18 protein-coding genes are annotated in these 18,365 nt (G+C 55.5%); 16 read left to right on the top strand and 2 right to left on the bottom strand.

Annotated features, from left to right (window positions below; genetic code table 11):
- Positions 1-79: 79 nt before the first annotated feature.
- The 3 genes from INF73_RS18930 (at position 80) to INF73_RS18920 (ending at position 2,126) form a co-directional block, all read left to right on the top strand.
- Positions 80-403 carry a heavy metal-binding domain-containing protein gene (locus INF73_RS18930; RefSeq protein WP_028012516.1) on the top strand — a complete coding sequence of 108 codons (324 nt, stop codon included), beginning with the start codon at positions 80-82 and terminating at the stop codon, positions 401-403.
- Positions 400-1,230, top strand: coding sequence for an N-acetylmuramoyl-L-alanine amidase (locus INF73_RS18925; protein ID WP_192970835.1), 831 nt, complete (start codon positions 400-402; stop codon positions 1,228-1,230). The genes INF73_RS18930 and INF73_RS18925 overlap by 4 nt, the downstream gene beginning before the upstream one ends.
- Positions 1,231-1,502: 272 nt before the next feature.
- Positions 1,503-2,126, top strand: a complete 624-nt coding sequence (locus INF73_RS18920; protein ID WP_028012518.1) for a helix-turn-helix domain-containing protein — start codon at positions 1,503-1,505, stop codon at positions 2,124-2,126.
- On the opposite strand, the gene INF73_RS18915 is transcribed toward INF73_RS18920, so the two are convergent.
- Together INF73_RS18915 and INF73_RS18910 are read right to left on the bottom strand one after the other, a co-directional pair.
- Positions 2,127-2,765, bottom strand: a complete 639-nt coding sequence (locus tag INF73_RS18915) for a hypothetical protein (protein ID WP_028012519.1) — start codon at positions 2,763-2,765, stop codon at positions 2,127-2,129.
- A complete protein-coding gene (locus tag INF73_RS18910) occupies positions 2,765-4,330 on the bottom strand; it encodes an ExeA family protein (protein WP_028012520.1) in 1,566 nt (521 codons plus the stop codon). Before INF73_RS18910 ends, INF73_RS18915 begins: the two co-directional genes overlap by 1 nt.
- Positions 4,331-4,631: 301 nt before the next feature.
- On the opposite strand from INF73_RS18910, the gene gspC reads away from it, so the two are divergent.
- The 13 genes from gspC to INF73_RS18845 all read left to right on the top strand — a co-directional run bounded on the left by gspC (position 4,632) and on the right by INF73_RS18845 (position 18,360).
- Positions 4,632-5,363 carry a type II secretion system protein GspC gene (gene gspC, locus INF73_RS18905; RefSeq protein ID WP_059358020.1) on the top strand — a complete coding sequence of 244 codons (732 nt, stop codon included), beginning with the start codon at positions 4,632-4,634 and terminating at the stop codon, positions 5,361-5,363.
- 13 nt (positions 5,364-5,376) lie between these two features.
- Positions 5,377-7,311, top strand: coding sequence for a type II secretion system secretin GspD (gene gspD, locus INF73_RS18900; protein WP_193540348.1), 1,935 nt, complete (start codon positions 5,377-5,379; stop codon positions 7,309-7,311).
- Positions 7,312-7,325: 14 nt separating this feature from the next.
- Positions 7,326-8,804: a type II secretion system ATPase GspE gene (gspE, locus tag INF73_RS18895; RefSeq protein ID WP_193540350.1), complete on the top strand. Its 1,479-nt coding sequence runs from the start codon at positions 7,326-7,328 to the stop codon at positions 8,802-8,804.
- Complete coding sequence (gspF, locus tag INF73_RS18890) at positions 8,804-10,009, top strand: type II secretion system inner membrane protein GspF (protein ID WP_193540352.1); 1,206 nt, start codon at positions 8,804-8,806, stop codon at positions 10,007-10,009. Before gspE ends, gspF begins: the two co-directional genes overlap by 1 nt.
- 3 nt (positions 10,010-10,012) lie before the next feature.
- Complete coding sequence (gspG, locus tag INF73_RS18885; RefSeq protein ID WP_028012525.1) at positions 10,013-10,462, top strand: type II secretion system major pseudopilin GspG; 450 nt, start codon at positions 10,013-10,015, stop codon at positions 10,460-10,462.
- Positions 10,462-10,947: a type II secretion system minor pseudopilin GspH gene (gene gspH, locus INF73_RS18880; protein ID WP_193540354.1), complete on the top strand. Its 486-nt coding sequence runs from the start codon at positions 10,462-10,464 to the stop codon at positions 10,945-10,947. Before gspG ends, gspH begins: the two co-directional genes overlap by 1 nt.
- Positions 10,940-11,317, top strand: a complete 378-nt coding sequence (gspI, locus tag INF73_RS18875) for a type II secretion system minor pseudopilin GspI (RefSeq protein WP_028012527.1) — start codon at positions 10,940-10,942, stop codon at positions 11,315-11,317. The genes gspH and gspI overlap by 8 nt, the downstream gene beginning before the upstream one ends.
- On the top strand, positions 11,314-11,946 hold the full coding sequence (gene gspJ, locus INF73_RS18870) for a type II secretion system minor pseudopilin GspJ (RefSeq protein WP_193540356.1): 633 nt from the start codon (positions 11,314-11,316) through the stop codon (positions 11,944-11,946). Before gspI ends, gspJ begins: the two co-directional genes overlap by 4 nt.
- Positions 11,943-12,953 (top strand): type II secretion system minor pseudopilin GspK, encoded by a 1,011-nt coding sequence (gspK, locus tag INF73_RS18865; RefSeq protein WP_045261800.1) that lies wholly within the window; start codon positions 11,943-11,945, stop codon positions 12,951-12,953. Before gspJ ends, gspK begins: the two co-directional genes overlap by 4 nt.
- Before the next feature lie 15 nt (positions 12,954-12,968).
- Positions 12,969-14,102, top strand: a complete 1,134-nt coding sequence (gspL, locus tag INF73_RS18860; RefSeq protein ID WP_193540358.1) for a type II secretion system protein GspL — start codon at positions 12,969-12,971, stop codon at positions 14,100-14,102.
- Positions 14,099-14,584, top strand: a complete 486-nt coding sequence (gene gspM, locus INF73_RS18855; RefSeq protein WP_045261799.1) for a type II secretion system protein GspM — start codon at positions 14,099-14,101, stop codon at positions 14,582-14,584. The genes gspL and gspM overlap by 4 nt, the downstream gene beginning before the upstream one ends.
- The gene (locus INF73_RS18850) at positions 14,581-15,378 is read left to right on the top strand and encodes an A24 family peptidase (protein ID WP_193540360.1); all 798 of its coding nucleotides are present in this window, start codon (positions 14,581-14,583) and stop codon (positions 15,376-15,378) included. Before gspM ends, INF73_RS18850 begins: the two co-directional genes overlap by 4 nt.
- A 255-nt stretch (positions 15,379-15,633) precedes the next feature.
- Positions 15,634-18,360, top strand: a complete 2,727-nt coding sequence (locus INF73_RS18845; protein WP_047368191.1) for a glycosyl hydrolase family 18 protein — start codon at positions 15,634-15,636, stop codon at positions 18,358-18,360.
- Positions 18,361-18,365: the final 5 nt, after the last annotated feature.

The following is an 18,365-nucleotide window of genomic DNA, read 5'->3' as shown; positions in this document are numbered from 1 at the left end:
TAACTATCCTTTCAATCATAGCGTAACGAACCGATAATGCTGTTGCTAACGCATTGAACGCTAAAGAAGGAGAGAAAGTATGCAGTTTTCAACAACGCCAACCCTGGAAGGACAGACCATTACCGAGTATTGCGGCGTGGTCACCGGCGAAGCGATTCTGGGCGCGAACATTTTCCGGGATTTCTTTGCCGGGATTCGTGACATCGTCGGTGGACGCTCCGGCGCGTACGAAAAAGAGCTGCGTAAAGCGCGCGAAATTGCGTTTAAGGAGCTGGGCGAGCAGGCCAAAGCGCTGGGCGCAGATGCCGTTGTAGGAATCGATATTGATTATGAAACCGTCGGCAAAGATTCGAGCATGCTGATGGTGAGCGTAAGCGGCACGGCGGTGAAAACCCGTCGATGAAGCGCTCGCTTTCAACGCTCCTGCTGGCGATGTTGCTGGCAGGATGCGCCCAGGAAAAAGGCATTGTTGATAAAGGTGCCTACGAGCTGGATACCCGCCATCAGGCGCAGGCGGCCTACCCGCGGATAAAGGTGCTGGTGATCCACTACACCGCCGACGACTTCGACACCTCGCTGGCCACGCTGACGGACAAAAACGTCAGCTCCCACTATCTCATCCCTGCGAAGCCGCCCGCACCCGACGGCAAACCGCGCATCTGGCAGCTGGTGCCGGAGAGCGAGCTGGCCTGGCATGCGGGCATCAGCTTCTGGCGCGGCACCAACCGGATCAACGACACGTCTGTCGGCATTGAGCTGGAGAACCGCGGCTGGCAGAAGCGCGACGGTGTGAAAGTTTTCGCCCCGTTTGAGCCCGCGCAAATCGCGGCGCTTATCCCGCTTGCGAAAGACATTATCGCCCGGTACGACATTAAACCGCAGAACGTGGTGGCGCATGCTGATATCGCGCCCCAGCGTAAGGACGATCCCGGCCCGCTGTTTCCCTGGCAGGCGCTGGCGAAGCAGGGGATTGGGGCCTGGCCCGATGCCGGGCGCGTGAACTTCTATATCAATGGTCGTCCGCGCTATCAGGAGGTAGATCGTGCAGCCCTGCTCGATCTGCTGATGCGCTATGGCTATGAGGTGCCGGACAACGCCACGGATCAGCAGCAGCAACGCGTTATCACCGCCTTCCAGATGCACTATCGCCCGCAGGTATGGAACGGCGTCGCGGATGTGGAAACGATGGCCATTGCAGAAGCCCTTTTAGAGAAATACGGGCAGGGGTAAACCTTCGGTTTGCGCCCGAATGCGCGTTTTCCCCTTATTTGTGCTTGAGATTAATCTTAAGTACAAACTCAATTCATTTTTAGTAAATTGACTTAAAATTATCCGGATTTAAGATAGACACATAGCTTGCTAAGTAAATCAAAAAAATATTGCTGCCGGCAGGCGTTCTTATTTTCTCCTTGAGCCTTTCATCAGGAAAAGATTGTTGGTTTTCGGTTTTAATACCGCGGCCATGCTATGTCTAATAAATCTAATCTTAAATGGGTATAACAATGTTAAGCATTTACGGTAAAAAATTACGTCCACAACCTGAAATGGAAGCCATTATTTCTGCCACGGAAGGTTTTGAAGAGAAAACCTTAAAGAAATGGCAGAAAATTTCCACGGCTGACTCTCAGTATATTCATATTATCGTCAGCGGCGAAGTCGAATTCCGTCGTGAATCAGACGAACTCTGCATGTTTACCGTCACCGGACAGTGCGTGTTTGGCCTGTCCGCTATTTTCTATCAGTCAGCCCATATGTACGGCCTGGTCCGCGCAAATACCGTGGTACGCAGCATCAAAAAAGAGGCCTTCGCGCAGCTTATGACCGAGAAAAATCTGTGGCCTGAATTGACCAAAGTGCTCTCCTGGTACATCTGCCTGCTGAGCAAACGCGATGATGTTCTGGTCGCCCGTAGCGCCTATTCTGTGGTCCGCGAATTCCTCTACGAAATTAATGAGCTGATTGTTCACCAACAGCGCGATATTAATATTTATGACTATATTCAGGAATATACCAACCTGGCCCGCAGTACCATTATTAAAATCCTCTCCGACCTGAAAAAAGGTCAATATATTGTGGTGGAGAAAGGTCGTCTGCTTAACCTCACCACGCTGCCTGAAAAATATTAACTACTCCAGCCGGTCTCCTTTTTTACTCAAAGGAGACTGGACGTGATCGTTATGCAACAAACTGCTTTGCGATTGATCCTGCGTTTCGTCAACCGGCGGCGCGGGAATTTTGCCTTGAGAATAATCCTGCTCTTGTTCTTTTAACGCCTGCTTAAACAATTCGGCTAACGAAGCATCTTCACTTCCCGACGACGCGGTGGCGTTTTCGTGCGCCTCGGTTCCCGGCAGGGTATCACGCGAGGTATCGTGCCCGGCATCCTGCGGCACGGTGCTGTCAGGGGCCTGTTGCCAGTCAGCATCATCGGTGCTTATCGGCAGATCCTGCATGGGCGGCATCTCTTCCCGTACCGGCGCCGGTTTAGGATGCGGATGCGGGAACGGTTTACTCACGTACACATAATGCATATCGGAAAGCTGCGTTTCCGGTTTAGCGACGCTCGCTTTTACCGGTTCAGGGGCCGGGTGGCGCAAATTCCAGTAAATATGCGCGTACAGCCCTGCCATGACCAGGGCGCACAAACCCAATACCCATAAAAAGGTATGACCGCAAATTTTTCTCAGGCTGGGGAGGCGGTACGAAAACCAGACCGCCTCTCCGGTGACGTAGCTGCGCTGAGCCGCAAGACAGATGGTAGACATTAGGAATGCTTCTCCTGCGTGTTGGCGTCCGGTGTGGCATGCGTGGCCTGAATCAACACGCTCGGCGTGGTATGGGTTTCACGCATTAACTGCATCAGCGTATCTTCCCCAGGAATGCCATCCACATGCAGATGCATTTTTTGCTGGAACTCGCGGGTGCGTTTCATCATCTCAGCCGTCCAGGTCTGAGCATGGGTTTCAGGCTGGCCAAGAGCCAGACTCAGCGCCTGATCCAGCCAGCCCATGTCTTTCGCATCGCTGGCGGCGCTGATGGCATCTTTGCCTTCCGGCGTCAGGCGATGCAGCTGGGTAAAGTTACCGGTGGCATGCTGGTTAAACCAGCTGCGGCTCACCTGCCAGGTGCGGTTATTCATCAGCAGATCCATCGAGTCATCGCCTACGCGGGCGACAACAGCGTAGTTAAGATGGTTACCGGTTTTGAGTTCACTGACCCACGGATAACCCTCCTGTGCCAGCGCATCCGGTGACGCGTTGCCCTGTTTACACATCAGATTGACCTTCCCGGCGTTCTGACACAGCGCATCATCCGCGGAGGCGTCATACCCCCACATCAGGTACAGCTGGTGCATCGCATCCGGCTGATTAACCACTTCATTATCGATAACCGGCACGACAGGCGCGTCGGCTTTTGGCTTCTGCTGTTTCCAGCTCGCCGGTACGGGAAGCTGAATCGGCAGTTTTGCATTGATTGAGGCGGTTAAATACCATCCGCAGGCGGCGAACAGAACCGAGGCGAACAATCCCACGGTCGCCAGGCGCTTACCGTGTTTTTTTGCCGGGAGGATCTCGCCTGCCGCCAGGCGTAAATGACGCGGGCTGACCTGCGCTGCACGTTCGGTCCAGGCCGCGAGCATTGACAGGTGCGCCAGTTCATTCAGTTTGCTGATGTTGCCTTTGGTCAGCGCGTGCATCTTGCGCACGCGCGCCGGGGTTAGCGGCGAATTCTCGCACCCGTGTTCTTCACACTGCGCCTGCACATAGCTGAGAAATTCCCGGCAGGTCAGGGGACGCAATGTATGACGGGTATGGGCATATTCGCGAAGTTCAGATGGGGGTAAGAGGGCGGCTTCCTGCTCCGCGCTGCCCATCAGCACGATGGACAGACGGAACTCCAGCTCCTGAGCACGCGTAAGCAACATCCCCAGCACCTCACGGCAGGTCTCCTTCATCGCTTCCGCGTGACGGATGACCAGGGTTTTGCTGCGGTTTTTTCCGCCCTGCCACTGATGCAGCACGGCATCCACCGCCTGAATGCGGCTCTTGCTCTCTTTCGTTCCCGGGTTGAGCTTGTACAGCAGGCTACTGGCACTCAGCTTAGGAAACGCGTTGATGGCAATGGCGCCAGGAAGGCTGGCCTTCAGCGCATCGCTGAAGTGGCCCAGCAGCGGTGCGTCGTTGCAAAAGAGCCCGATAATTCCCGCCACCTGGCTTTTCTCTTTCAGCAGGTTGAATACGTCCTGATGATAAGGCACCAGAAAATCGCCGGAGAAAGCCGTGATTGTTCTGAATGGCGGTTGTTTAAATTTAAAGTGGCTCTGATACATAACGACTTACCGTCTCTGATTAGGAATAGCAACAGGACGAGAAAGTAAAGCAACGCTACAGGGTGGTCAATTTGCGCACAGGGTAAAAATATCCAGTTGTAATGACCTAACATCCCGATTTTCTTTGGTCAATAGTTTTTTTTATTAAAGTTAATGGCGAAGTCGATGGTCGTATTTACGGCAGTTAATTACTATTTTTCACACATATTGGCGCAGCCCGATGCTGCTTATTTCCGCTTTGCTAAAGGCCAGATGAAAAATGAGGTTCTCATTTCTGTCACGGTGGATAACGCCTTGTATTATGTTTGTGCTGTTAATTTTTTGCGGCCAGCAAGGATATCTCACGTTTAAAGATTATAAAAAAGTTACGAATAAGTTGGCTAAATCTGATGAACAGCCGCTGAAAAATCGTCGTGAAGAAAAGACATTTACTCTGTTCACGGCTGCGGTGCGTCAGGATAACTTACCGGCTGCCGCGAAAGCCCCGCTGGCAGCGGAAATTGAAGGAATTGTCAGCAGTGACGATGCCTGGCTCTCCTTTGCGGTGATTAAAACCCCGGCAGGCCAGCGCAGCTATCGCGAAGGCGAGCCGCTGACCGGTTTTAACGATGCCTTTATTCAGGAAATTAACAAAGACAATGTGGTGGTTAATTATGAAGGTGCTACGCAGGTACTGGCGTTAAATAAGCCTGACTATTTTAAGGGCGGCGTTGAAAGCGGCCCGGTAACCAAATCGACGAAAGATGCAGGCGCGGAAAGCGTGCATCTGGATGATTATCTGGTGTTAAAACCGGTAATCGAAAAAGGCCAACTGGAAGGCTACAACATCAATCCAAGGAATGCCTCAGCATTCTTCAGCCATTCCGGGCTGGAAAAGGGCGACGTGGCTGTGAAAGTCAACTCTGTCGATATGACCGATGAAGCAAAGGCAAAAAGTATTATTGCCAACTGGTCGAAAATGAAAGAAGCGGAGGTCGTCGTCAGACGTCACGCTCACCTTGAAAATATTCGGGTTAATGTTCTAAACAATTAACAAGTGTACAGACATGAAGAAATTTCCTTGGGCGTGCGTGGCGCTGACCGCATTGTCGTTATATTCCAGTTCGCTGCTTGCAGCTAACTTTAGCGCGAGCTTTAAAAATACCGATATCCGCGAGTTTATCGATACGGTAGGCCGCAATCTTAACAAAACCATTCTCGTCGACCCGTCCGTTCAGGGCACGGTGTCGGTCAGAACCTATAACGTGCTGACGGAAGATGAGTATTACCAGTTCTTCCTGAGCGTGCTGGACCTGTACGGTCTGTCTGTCATCCCGATGGACAACGGCATGGTGAAAGTGGTGCGCTCAAGCGTAGCCCGCACCGCCGGGGCCCCGCTGGCCGACAGCAAAAATCCGGGCAAAGGCGATGAGATCATCACCCGCGTCGTGCGCATGGAAAACGTGCCGGTGCGCGAGCTGGCGCCGCTGCTGCGCCAGCTGAACGATGCCACCGGTATCGGTAACGTGGTGCATTTTGAGCCGTCGAACGTCCTGCTGTTAACCGGGAAAGCCTCGGTGGTGAACCGCCTGGTGGATCTGGTGCAGCGCGTCGACAGAGACGGCATTCAGCGTCGCGAAATCGTGCCGCTGCGCTTTGCGTCCGCCAAAGAGCTCTCCGACATGTTGAACAACCTCAACAACGAAGAGCAGAAGGGGCAGAACGCGCCGCAGCTCGCCACCAAGGTGGTAGCGGATGACGAGACCAACAGCCTGGTGATCAGCGGTTCGGAAGATGCGCGCATGCGCACCCGTTCCCTGATCCATCAGCTGGATCGCGAGCAGAACAACGAGGGGAATACCCGCGTCTTCTACCTCAAATACGCCAGCGCCACCAAAGTGGTTCCGGTGCTGACCGGTATTGGCGAGCAGCTGAAAGACAAGGCGGGTGCGCCGAAGTCGAAAACCGCCACGGCGGCCAGCGATCTGAATATTAGCGCCGATGAGTCAACGAACTCGCTGGTGATCACCGCGCAGCCTAACGTGATGAACTCCCTGGAGAAGGTGATCGACAAGCTCGACATTCGCCGTCCGCAGGTGCTGGTGGAAGCGATCATTGCTGAAGTGCAGGACGGTAACGGCCTGGATCTCGGCGTGCAGTGGACCAGCAAACACGGCGGCGTGCAGTTCGGCTCAACCGGCCTGCCTATCAGCCAGATTAAAAACGGCACCATGAAGGGGGCAAGCTTCACCGGCCTGGCGACCGGTTTCTTCAACGGCGACTTCGGTGCCCTGATGACCGCGCTCTCCACCGACGGTAAAAACGACATTCTCTCCACGCCGAGCGTGGTCACGCTGGATAACAAAGAAGCGTCGTTTAACGTGGGCCAGGACGTGCCGGTCCTTGCCGGTTCGCAGACCACCAGCGGCGACAACGTCTTTAACTCCGTTGAGCGTAAGACCGTCGGTACCAAGCTGAAAATTGTGCCGCAGATTAACGACGGCGACATGATCCACCTGAAGATTGAGCAGGAAGTCTCCAGCGTTGACAACAGCGCGACGGAAGACGCCAGCCTCGGCCCAACCTTCAACACTCGCACCATTAATAACGAAGTGATGGTCCACAGTGGCCAGACGGTGGTGCTCGGCGGCCTGATGGAAAACGTCACCAAGCAGTCGGTTTCCAAAGTGCCGCTGCTCGGCGATATCCCGCTGGTGGGCCAGCTGTTCCGCTACACCTCGCAGGACACGTCGAAACGCAACCTGATGGTGTTTATCCATACCACCGTCCTGCGTGACGACGACAACTACAGCGCCGCGTCGAAAGAGAAATATGACCAGATCCGCGTTCGCCAGATGCAGCGCGTGGAGGAGAATAAGCTCGGCATTATTGAGCCAGCGGATAACGCCATTCTGCCCGCGTTTCCGTCTGCCGACACTAAGACGGCCACCCATGCCGCACCGGTGAAAACCAGCGCGACACGCAATCCGTTTAAAGAGTAAGGCGGAGGGGCAACGTGGACGAACTGAGTAAAACACTGTGTAGCAGCAGCTACGCAAAAGATAACGGCGTTTTATTTTATAACAATGACGTCTATATCCGTGATGACACCCCGGCATTTGCACTGCTGGAAGTGCGCCGGGTGCTGGGACGCGCGTTCGTCCCGGTCACCCTCACGCCGGAAGCGTTTGACGAGATGCTGGCCAAAATCTGGCAGCAGAGCAGCGGCGTCTCACAGCAGCTGGTGGAAGATATGGACGCCGATATCGACCTGATGGCGTTAACCGAGGAGATCCCGGATAACGAAGATCTGCTCGATAACGACGAAAACTCGCCGGTGATCCGCCTGATCAACGCCATTCTCGGCGAGGCGGTGAAGGACGGCGCGTCGGATATTCATATCGAAACCTTTGAGCGCACGCTGAGCATTCGCTTCCGCGTTGACGGCGTGCTGCGCCCGGTGCTGCAGCCTGCGCGCAAGCTCGCGCCGCTGCTGGTATCGCGCATCAAGGTCATGTCAAAACTCGACATCGCCGAGAAGCGCCTGCCGCAGGATGGCCGTATCTCCCTGCGCATTGGTCGCAAGGCGATCGACGTGCGCGTCTCGACCATTCCGTCCCAGTACGGCGAGCGCGTGGTGATGCGTCTGCTCGATAAAAGCAATCTTAAGCCTGACATCAACAAGCTGGGCCTGATTGATGAAGAGCTGGAGAAGCTGAAAGGGCTGATTGACCGCCCGCACGGCATTATCCTGGTCACCGGGCCGACAGGCTCCGGTAAAAGTACCACCCTGTACGCCATTCTTTCGGCACTGAACGGTCACGAACGCAACATTCTGACCGTTGAAGACCCGATTGAATACGAGCTGGAAGGGGTGGGGCAGACGCAGGTTAACCCGCGCGTGGACATGACCTTTGCCCGCGGGCTGCGCGCCATTCTGCGTCAGGACCCGGACGTGGTGATGATCGGGGAAATTCGTGACGGTGAGACCGCGCAAATTGCGGTGCAGGCGTCGCTTACCGGTCACCTGGTCATGTCTACGCTGCACACCAACAGCGCCGCCGGGGCGATTACGCGCCTGCGGGATATGGGGCTGGAATCCTTTTTAATCGGTTCATCGTTGCTCGGCGTCATTGCCCAGCGTCTGGTGCGTCGGCTGTGTACGCACTGCCGGACTACCAGTCCGCTGGATGCCAATGAAAAAGCGCTGTTCAGCTTTATGGACGCGCCGCCAAAAGCAATCTACCGCGCGGTGGGCTGTGAACACTGCCGCCAGAGCGGCTATCAGGGCCGGGCCGGTATTCATGAGTTCCTGGTGGTGGACAGCACCATGCGCCGCGCCATTCATGAAGATAAGGACGAAATGTCCATCGAGACGCAACTCTTTAAGCAGGCTTACAGCCTGCGTGAAAACGGGCTGCTGAAGGTGATTAGCGGCGTGACCTCGCTGGAAGAGGTGATGCGCGTCACCGCCGAGCGTGGGGGGGATGCGTAATGGCCTTCTACGCCTGGACCGCAACGGACGGCGCGGGGAAAACCCAGCGCGGCACGCTGCAGGCCGAGGGGCAAAAGCAGGTTCGCCAGTGGCTTCGCGAGCAAAAGCTGATGCCCGTCAGCATCAACGAAACCCGCGAGGCGGCGTCCGGTAAAGCGAAAACCGGCGCAAAGCTCTCCACGCCGGTGCTGTCGATGTTTACCCGCCAGCTTTCGACGCTGGTCAACGCCGCGCTGCCGCTGGAAAGCGCGCTGAAGGCTATCTCGAAGCAGACGGAGGACAAAAAGCTGGCGGCGATGGTGGTGGAGATCCGCGAGAAAGTCGTGGAAGGCCACACGCTGTTCGACGCGTTTAGCCAGTTTCCGCGCACCTTCGACAAGCTCTACTGCACCCTGGTGATGGCCGGCGAAAAAACCGGCCACCTGGGCGACGTGCTGGAGAAGCTGGCGGAGTACAACGAGCAGCGCCAGAAGATGAAAAGCAAGCTGACGCAGGCGATGGTCTACCCGATTACCCTGACCGTGGTCGCCATCGCGGTCATCAGCATTCTGCTGGTGGCGGTGGTGCCGCAGGTGATCGAGCAGTTCACCCACATGAAGCAGCAGCTGCCGATCACCACCCGCACGCTGATTGCGGTGAGTGATTTTCTGCAGGCGTACGGGATCTACATCGTGGGGATCCTCGGCGGCGGGTTTGTCGGCTTTAAGACCTGGCTGAGAAACGCCAAAAACCGTTTCCGCTGGCATAGCTGGCTGGTGAACGGATCGCCGATCAAAAAGCTGGTGTGCGCCATCAACAGCGCCCGCTACATCCGTACCCTGAGCATTCTTCAGGCCAGCAGCGTGCCGCTGCTGGAGGGGATGTACATCGCGATGGACGGTATCGAAAACCTCTACGCCCGGCAGGTGCTGGAGCAGGCGGCGGATACCGTGCGCCAGGGGGCATCTTTGTATGCGGCGCTGGAGCAGGCGAAATTATTCCCGCCAACCATGCTGTATATGATTGCCTCCGGCGAAGAGAGCGGGGAATTAGGCAATTTAATGGACCGCGCGGCGGAAAACCAGGAATCGGCATTGCAGCATCGAATTACATTAACGCTGTCGGTATTTGAACCGGCGCTGGTGGTATCCATGGCGACGATTGTTTTATTCATCGTGCTGTCAATATTACAACCGCTTCTGCAACTTAATAATATGGTAGGTTAAATCATGGCTTTAAAACGTAAAAACCTGGCGCGTCAGGCGGGTTTCACCTTGCTCGAATTAATGGTGGTCATTGTTATTCTCGGCGTACTGGCGAGCATGGTAGTGCCAAACTTAATGGGCAATAAAGAAAAAGCAGATACGCAAAAAGCAACCAGCGATATTGTCGCGCTCGAAGGTTCGCTGGATATGTATAAGCTGGATAACCACCGCTACCCGACAACCGAGCAGGGTTTACAGGCGCTGGTCACCAAGCCTGAAATCGCGCCAATCCCGAACGGCTACCGTGCTGATGGCTATATCCGTCGCCTGCCGCAGGACCCGTGGGGCGGAGATTATATTCTGGTTAGCCCGGGCGAACACGGCGCGGTCGACGTATTCTCCGCCGGTCCGGACGGTGAAGCCAATACCGCCGATGATATTACGAACTGGTCTCTGGATAAGAAAGAGAAATAATGACTAAACAACGCGGCTTTACGTTGCTGGAAATTATTCTGGCGCTGGTGATATTTGCCAGCTGCGCCATGATGGTGGTGTCAACCATACCCTCACGCAGCGGTGCGGATATATTTGGCCAGCAATTAAAAGCCCTCGTTGATTATGGTTCAGACCGTGCGGTGATGGACGGAAATATCGTCGGGCTGGTCATCACGACGGATAATTATCAGCTGGTGACGCTTGAGGATAAAAACGGCGAACGTCACTGGGTGCCGTTATCCGCCGGGCGTATTACCACCAAAGGCGATTTCCCGGAAGAGATGCACGTTTCGCTCTCGCCCCAGCGCCTTGCCGCCACGGTAAGCGCCGATCCGCAGGTGCTCTTTTTACCGGACGGCGAAATCAGCCGCTTCACGCTGACGCTGCAAAGCTATGACAAACAGCACCATTTCCGCGTTGTGTCGCAAGGCGCTGCGCCTGTATCGGTAGAGAACGATGGCTAACGGCAAAAAGCAAAAGGGGATGACGCTGCTGGAGGTGATGGTCGCGCTGGTGATCTTCTCCACCGCCGCGCTGGCGCTGATGAATTCGGTCTCCCTGAACGTGCGTTTCACTCACGGCCTGGCCGATACCCTGCAGGCCAGCTGGGTGGCGGAAAATCAGCTGGCGGAAGCGCAGCTCACGAAAACCGACTTCCCGGACGCCGAGGCGCAGGGGACGGAAATCATGGGCGGGCGCAGCTGGAACTGGCGCAAGCAGCGGGTGAAAACCGCCGACAACGGCTGGGCGAACGCCATTCGCGTCTACGCGGAAGGGGACGACAGCCAGCCGGTTATCGCTTTGCAGATCGTTCCGCCGGGAGAGAGCAAGTGAAAAAAACGCGACGCCAGCGCGGGTTTACCCTGCTGGAGATCATGATTGCCCTGACCATTTTCGCGGTGATCAGCACCCTGGCCTGGCAAATTCTGGACGGCGCAATGCGCACCAGTTCGGCAACCGACGCCAGCGCCGCGAAGCTCAATCAGCTGCAGCGGGCCTGGAATCTGATGGAGCGCGATTTCTACCAGCTGCAGGCGCGCGCCCCGCGTAACGAGCCGGATCTGTTTCGTCAGGTGGATGATGCGCTTGAGCTGACCACGCTGAATGGCGTGAGCGGAACGATCCAGCTGGAGCGTGTGCGCTGGCGCCTGGAAGAGGGGCGTCTGTATCGCGACGTCTGGCCGGTGATTGATGGCCCGGTGGACGCGAAGCCCGATGAAGTGCCGATTGTCAGTGAGGTGAAATCGCTGCAGTGGCGTTTTTACCGTCAGGGCTGGCAGAAAAGCTGGAGCGACCCGGCGCATCTGCCGGACGGCGTGGAGCTGACGCTGAACATGGAAAACGGCGATACCTGGCGCTGGGTCTTTACGACCCCGGGCGATATGCCTGAAGCGGCGGCGACGCCCGCCGCTGCGCCAGAGACCGCACCTGCGCCGCTGCCGGCACCGGAAGCAAAATCATGAGTGCATTACGTAAACAGAAAGGGGTAGCGCTGCTGGTGGTGCTGATCCTGCTGGTCATGATGTCGGCGCTGGCCGCCAAAATTAGCCAGCAGTTCTGTCGCAATCTGCAGAAAACCCATTATCAGGTCAGCCAGCAGCAGTTGCGCTGGGCGATGCAGGCGCAGGAGAAGGTGGTGAAAGATCGCCTGCAGACCGATGCCACCGGTGAAAACAAGGCCCTGAACCTTGACGGCGACTGGCACCAGCCGCTGGAGACGCGGGGCGAAGATTACACGGTGGTCAGCCAGGTGGAAGACGCGCAGGACTGCTTTAACGTCAATAACCTGCTGGCCGCAGAGAAAATACCACAGGGGCAAAACGCGCCCGCCGTGCCGGAAAAACCGCGCAACGAGCAGATTGTTGAGCAGATCCTGACGGAAAGCGGCATCAGCCACACTACGGCAGAAGAGGTGTATCAACAGCTGGTGGACTATCTCGATGGCGACGCGACGACGGCCAAAGACGGTGCAGAGAGCGATGCCTGGGCGGGCGTTGTGCCCGCCCGACAGCCCGCGAACCAGATGATGCGCACCATTGCTGAGATCAAACAGCTGCCCGCGTTCCCGGTAGCGGCATATCCGAAGGTGAGCAAGCTGCTCTGCGCGCTGCCGGACTCTGCCAGCAAGGTGGATGTGAACACCCTGAAACCGGAACAGGCCGCCTTACTGGCCGCCCTGTTCCCCGGAAAATTAACGGAAGATGATGCCGTTCGCCTGATTGATTCGCGTCCAGAAACCGGCTGGGAAAATATGGAAACCTTCAGCAAAGCGCTGGAGCAGACCTTCCCGCAGTTGAAAGACGATCTCCCGCAGGTGGCTGAGCTTCTCTCCATCAGCAGCCGGTATTTCCGCGTGAACTATACCGGCAATACCGATGAATTAACGCTTCGCGTGGTTAGCCAGCTTCAGGTCAATAACGAGGCCGGTGAGATCGTGACGTGGCAACGTCGTTACCGAATGATTGAATAAGAAAAGTAGATCGCTATGAAACAGGTACTTTTTGTTCGTCCCGATAACCGCGAGGGCGGGAAAATAATGGGGTGTGTCTCCGGCAGCCAGCAGGTTGAGACGCTGGAGAGCCTGGACGCGCTGGCGGACCACCCACTGGCGGCCCGTGTTTGTCTGCTGCTGCCCGCCAGCAGCATGATCTTCCGCCATTTTACGCTGCCGAAGAAAGTCGCCTCTCAGGCGACGGCATTCTCCTGGATGGCGGAAGAGACGCTGATTGGCGAGGTGGATAATCTCCACTGGACGGTGCTGAACAAAAAAGGCGCTGAGGTTGATGCGGTGGCGATAGACGCCGATCTGCTGCGCGGGTGGTTAAGCCGCTGTCAGGAGGCGGGGTTAAAAGTGATCCAGGTGCTGCCGGATGCCTGGTTGCTGCCCGTGACGGCTGGCGGAAGTACTCTTGTCGCTCAGGACGACGGCTACTGGCTACGTTTATCACCGCATGTTGCCAGCGAAATGGAAGCGAGCCTGCTGCCGCTTCTGATGCAGAAGGCCGGAGAGGGGGATGTGTGCTGTTACGGCGAAGCGCCTGCTGGTGTGGACGTCGACATTGCCCAGCCCTGGCAGCATCCGTTGGTGCTGATCCAGCCGCAGTGGCAGGCCTGTCGCGTGAATCTGCTTCACGGTGAATTCAGCCTTAAGGCCGGTAACGGGCGCGTCGCGAAAAGCATGAAAGCCGCAGTGGCAATTGCGGGCCTGCTGTCCGTTGGCCTGCTGCTGGGGCCGCGCATTGCGATGGCCTGGATGTTGGTGCAGCAGGAAAACCAGATACAGGAAGAGATCCTCCAGGTGTATAAGCACCATTTCCCCAGCATGCGTCACCAGACCAACATCAAATATCACTTTGGTCAGAACGTCAAAAAACAGAGTAAGGGGATCTTCCTTCAGCTGGACGAGCTGGCGGCCGCCCGGCAGTCAGTGCCTGCGATGGAAATCGATCTTCTGGAATACGATGCGCAGCAAAACACGCTGACGCTGAGCGTCAGCGCGCAAAACCAGCCCGCGTTGCAGGCGTTTGTTAACCAGACCCGTGAGAATTTCGATTTTACCTTACAGCCTGTTTCAACCACCAAACCCTATACCGCCATGATCGTAGGGAAACATAAATGAAAGAGCGAATCGCGCAGCTGAAATCACGCTACCAGAACTACAGCGCCCGGGAGAAAGTTATTTTAAAACTCTGCATCGTTGCCCTGCTTGGGGCTGCGGTGTATTACGCAGGAGTCATCCCTTTGGATAATATGATTCAAAATAGTAAATCGACGCTTAAAAGACAAAAAGAGACGCTTAACTGGATGCGCAATGAAATTGATAAAAATCATCTTCAGGTTCAGTTAGTCAAAACGGATAATCCACGCACGGTGGTCGAGAAAAGCGCCAATGAAATTAACCTGTCGCTGACGGACGTGCGCCAGGAGGGACAAACTTTATCGTTCGTGGTTAATCGGGTAAATGTTTATGAATTAAAAAACTGGCTGCGCGAAATTAATCAAACCTCCGGCGTCAGATTGCAAAAAATAAACCTCACGCCGGTTGACCATCTCAGTGATGTAAAAGCGCAGGTGCAGCTCACCTGGGCAAAAAACGCATGAATACCTTCTCGCTGATCCGGGAGGCCTGCCCGGTTAGTTTTCCGATAATGAGTACGATCCTGGGCGGGATTATGGGCAGTTTTCTTGGCGTTGTTGCCGAGCGCCTGCCGGGGATCGTAATGGATGAAGAGGGAAGCGGCAATCTGCTCTTTCCTGCTTCGCACTGTCCGGTGTGCCAGCACACGCTTGCTGCATGGGAAAATATCCCCCTGGTCAGCTGGCTGTTATTACGGGGACGCTGCCACCATTGCGGCACGACCATTCCGCTGCGGTTATTTTTGATCGAATTTTTCTCGGCGCTGTTTTTTGGCGTTACGGCCTGGTGCATGCCGGACGTTCAGGGGTTGTTTTCGCTGTGGTTACTCGCGCTGTTTTTACTGCCTCTGGCGATGATCGACTGGCAGCATCAGCTTCTCCCGGACTGCCTGACCCAGCCGCTGTTGTGGGCAGGTCTCTTACTCCATGTATTTGACCACAGGTTGCCGTTGCAGGACGCACTGTTCGGTGCGGTAGCGGGCTATCTGTCGCTCTGGCTGCTCTACTGGGCCTTTCGCCTGCTGACCGGGCGGGAAGGGCTGGGCTACGGCGATTTTAAGCTGCTGGCGGCCTTAGGCGCCTGGTGCGGCTGGCAGGCGCTGCCTTCAATTGAACTTGCCGCAGCGTTGAGCGGTATCGCGGGCTATTTCGCGTTAAATAATTTAAATAAAAATAACCTCACTATTTCTTTCGGACCCTATCTGTCATTTGCTGGAATAGTCGTGTTTATTGGACAGCAGTTTGCTTTCATATTTTAAATATACAGGTCAAGTTTTTTTATAAGTTTTTTTGACGGTGGAAGAGAAGGATGTCTCTTTGCGCTCAGTGTATCGTAAAAGATATAAGCTACACGGAATTTGGGCTTGTATCTTTTTATGGAGGAATACAACGCAGCAAGACGTTTTTTGTCACGGTTTTCAGGTTGGTTAAATACGCATTACGCAAATAGACTCCATGCTCTCAAGGAAGACATGGATTATTACGTTACGAATAAATTTATCAGGAAATAAAAAATGAAATTTATGAAGCCTAAATATCTGGCGCTTTTTGTTGCAGCCGCAACAAGCTCAGTATTTGCAGCGGCGCCGGGTACACCGTCAATTACATCAGGCAATGATAAGTTTGCGCTGGTAGAGGTGGATCAGGCGGCACAGGACTACAACAACCTCATCAAAGTGCATAAAGATGGCGTTGACGTGAAGGTGGAGTGGAACGTCTGGAGCGGCGATGCCCCAACGTCTGCAAAAGTTTTGCTGGACGGCAAGACCGTCTGGACCGGTGCGGGTAGTGCCGCAGGCTCTGCGACCTTTAAAGTGAAGAAAGGCGGACGCTATCAGGAGCAGGTTGAGCTGTGTAACGACAGCGGCTGCACCAAGAGCGCCAGCAAGCTGATCATCGTGGCGGACACCGACGGTAGCCACCTGCTTCCTCTGAACACCCCGCTGCTGGAAAACAACAAAGCGTTCGCGCAGCACACCGATAAAGTGGTTGGCGCTTACTTCCCTGAGTGGGGCGTGTACGACCGTAACTTCTCGGCAGACAAAATTCCTGTCGCGAACATTAACCACCTGCTGTACGGCTTCATTCCAATCTGTGGCGGCGACGGCATTAACGACAGCGCCAAATCCTCCGGCGCGCTGGAGTCTCTGAAACGCGCCTGTCAGGGCCGCCAGGACTACACCGTGGCGATCCACGACCCGTGGGCTGCGCTGCAAAAACCTCAGCAGGGCGTAAGCAACTGGGACGACCCGTACAAAGGCAACTACGGCCAGCTGATGGCGATGAAAAAAGCCCATCCTGATCTGAAAATCCTGCCATCCGTAGGCGGCTGGACTCTGTCTGACCCGTTCTATCAGATGGATAACAAAGTGCTGCGCGACCGCTTCGTTGCGTCCGTTAAAGACTTCCTGACCACCTGGAAAGTGTTCGACGGTGTGGATATCGACTGGGAATTCCCGGGCGGCGGCGGTGAGAACGCCAAGCTGGGTAACCCGCAGACCGACAAAGCGACTTACACCGCGCTGATGCATGACCTGCGTCAGATGCTGAACGAGCTGTCTGCGGAAACTGGCCGTACCTACGAGCTGACCACGGCAATCGGTGCAGGTAAAGATAAGATCGAAGACGTGGACTACAACACCGCGCAGCAGTACATCGACCATATCTTCCTGATGAGCTACGACTTCTACGGTGCGTGGAGTAATACCGATTTGGGTCACCAGACCGCGCTGTACGGTGCGTCCTGGAAACCAGATACCAACTACACCACCGATAACGCAGTGAAAGAGATGCTGGCGCAGGGCGTTCAGCCTGGCAAGATCGTCGTCGGTGCGGGCATGTATGGCCGCGGCTGGACCGGCGTTCACGGTTACACGGGTGACAATCCATTCACCGGTACCGCGACGGGTCCAATCAAAGGGACATGGGAAAACGGTATTGTTGACTACCGTCAGATTGTAAACCAGATGCTGGGCAAACCAGGCTGGGAATACAAATACGACGAAGCAGCAGAAGCGCCGTACGTGTTCAACAAATCCACCGGTGAGCTGGTGACATACGATAACGCCCGTTCCGTCAATGCGAAAGGCAAATACGTGCTGAGCAAAAACCTGGGTGGTTTGTTCGCATGGTCTATCGAATCTGATAACGGCGATATCCTGAATGCCATGAACGAAAGCCTGCTGGGCGGCAGCTCTACGCCTGTTGAGCCGGTTGTAACCAACCATGCGCCGGTCGCTTCTGCAACCGACATGACGGTAACGGGCCCGGCGACTGTCACGCTCGACGGCTCAGCCTCCAGCGACCAGGACGGCGATGCGCTGACCTATAAATGGACGCAGGTTTCCGGCGCCACCGTGACCCTGGCGAACAGCACCAAAGCGAAAGCCAGCTTCAGCGTACCGGCCGTGACCAGCGATCAGAACCTGGTGTTCCGCCTGACCGTGACCGACGCTAAAGGGTTGAGCAACGCTATCGACGTACAGGTAGTGAACAAAGCGCCTAAGGCCAACCAGGCTCCGGTGATCAATGCCATGGAATCCGTTACCGTTGAATCCGGTGAAGCGATTTCTCTGCATGCACAAGCCTCCGATCCTGATGGCGATGCGCTGACCTACAGCTGGAGCGTACCGGCTGATATGAACGCAACGGGTACCGATACTGCTAACGTTCGCATCACTGCGCCAGAGGTGAACAATACCTCTTCTTACACGCTGAGCGTTGTTGTGACGGATGGTAAAACCAGCGTGCAGTCTAACGTGCAGGTGACTGTGAATCCAAAACCGGCTGACGTAACGCCACCGGCTGATGAGGTGACCCCTCCGGCTGACGATGTGACCCCACCAGCTGACGATGTGACCCCTCCGGCTGATGATGTGACTCCGCCATCTGACGAAGGTTCTGCAACCGGTAGCTGCGACGCGCCTGTCGATGCTAACGCCAGCAAATATGCTGCCTGGGATGCCAGCAAAATCTACAACAATGGCGATACCGTAAGCTTCGACCATCTGGTGTGGAAAGCGAAGTACTGGACTCAGGGCAACCAGCCTGGCTTCGGTGTGGATGCATGGGAACTGGTGAGCAACGTGAAGATGAACTGGCGTTCTGACCTGGTCTATAACGGCGGTGATACCACCACTTACCAGGGCAGCGTTTACCGTGCCAAATGGTGGACCCGTGGTGATAACCCGGCTAACAGCGATGTATGGGTAAAAGAAGGCGCAGCAACAGACTGCAAATAATCTAG

Origin of the sequence: Enterobacter cloacae complex sp. P6RS, assembly GCF_014982245.1 — a bacterium.
Taxonomy (GTDB): Bacteria; Pseudomonadota; Gammaproteobacteria; order Enterobacterales; family Enterobacteriaceae; genus Enterobacter; species Enterobacter bugandensis.
The sequence above is the reverse complement of the archived record's forward strand: the minus strand, read 5'-3'. Positions and strand labels throughout refer to the sequence as shown.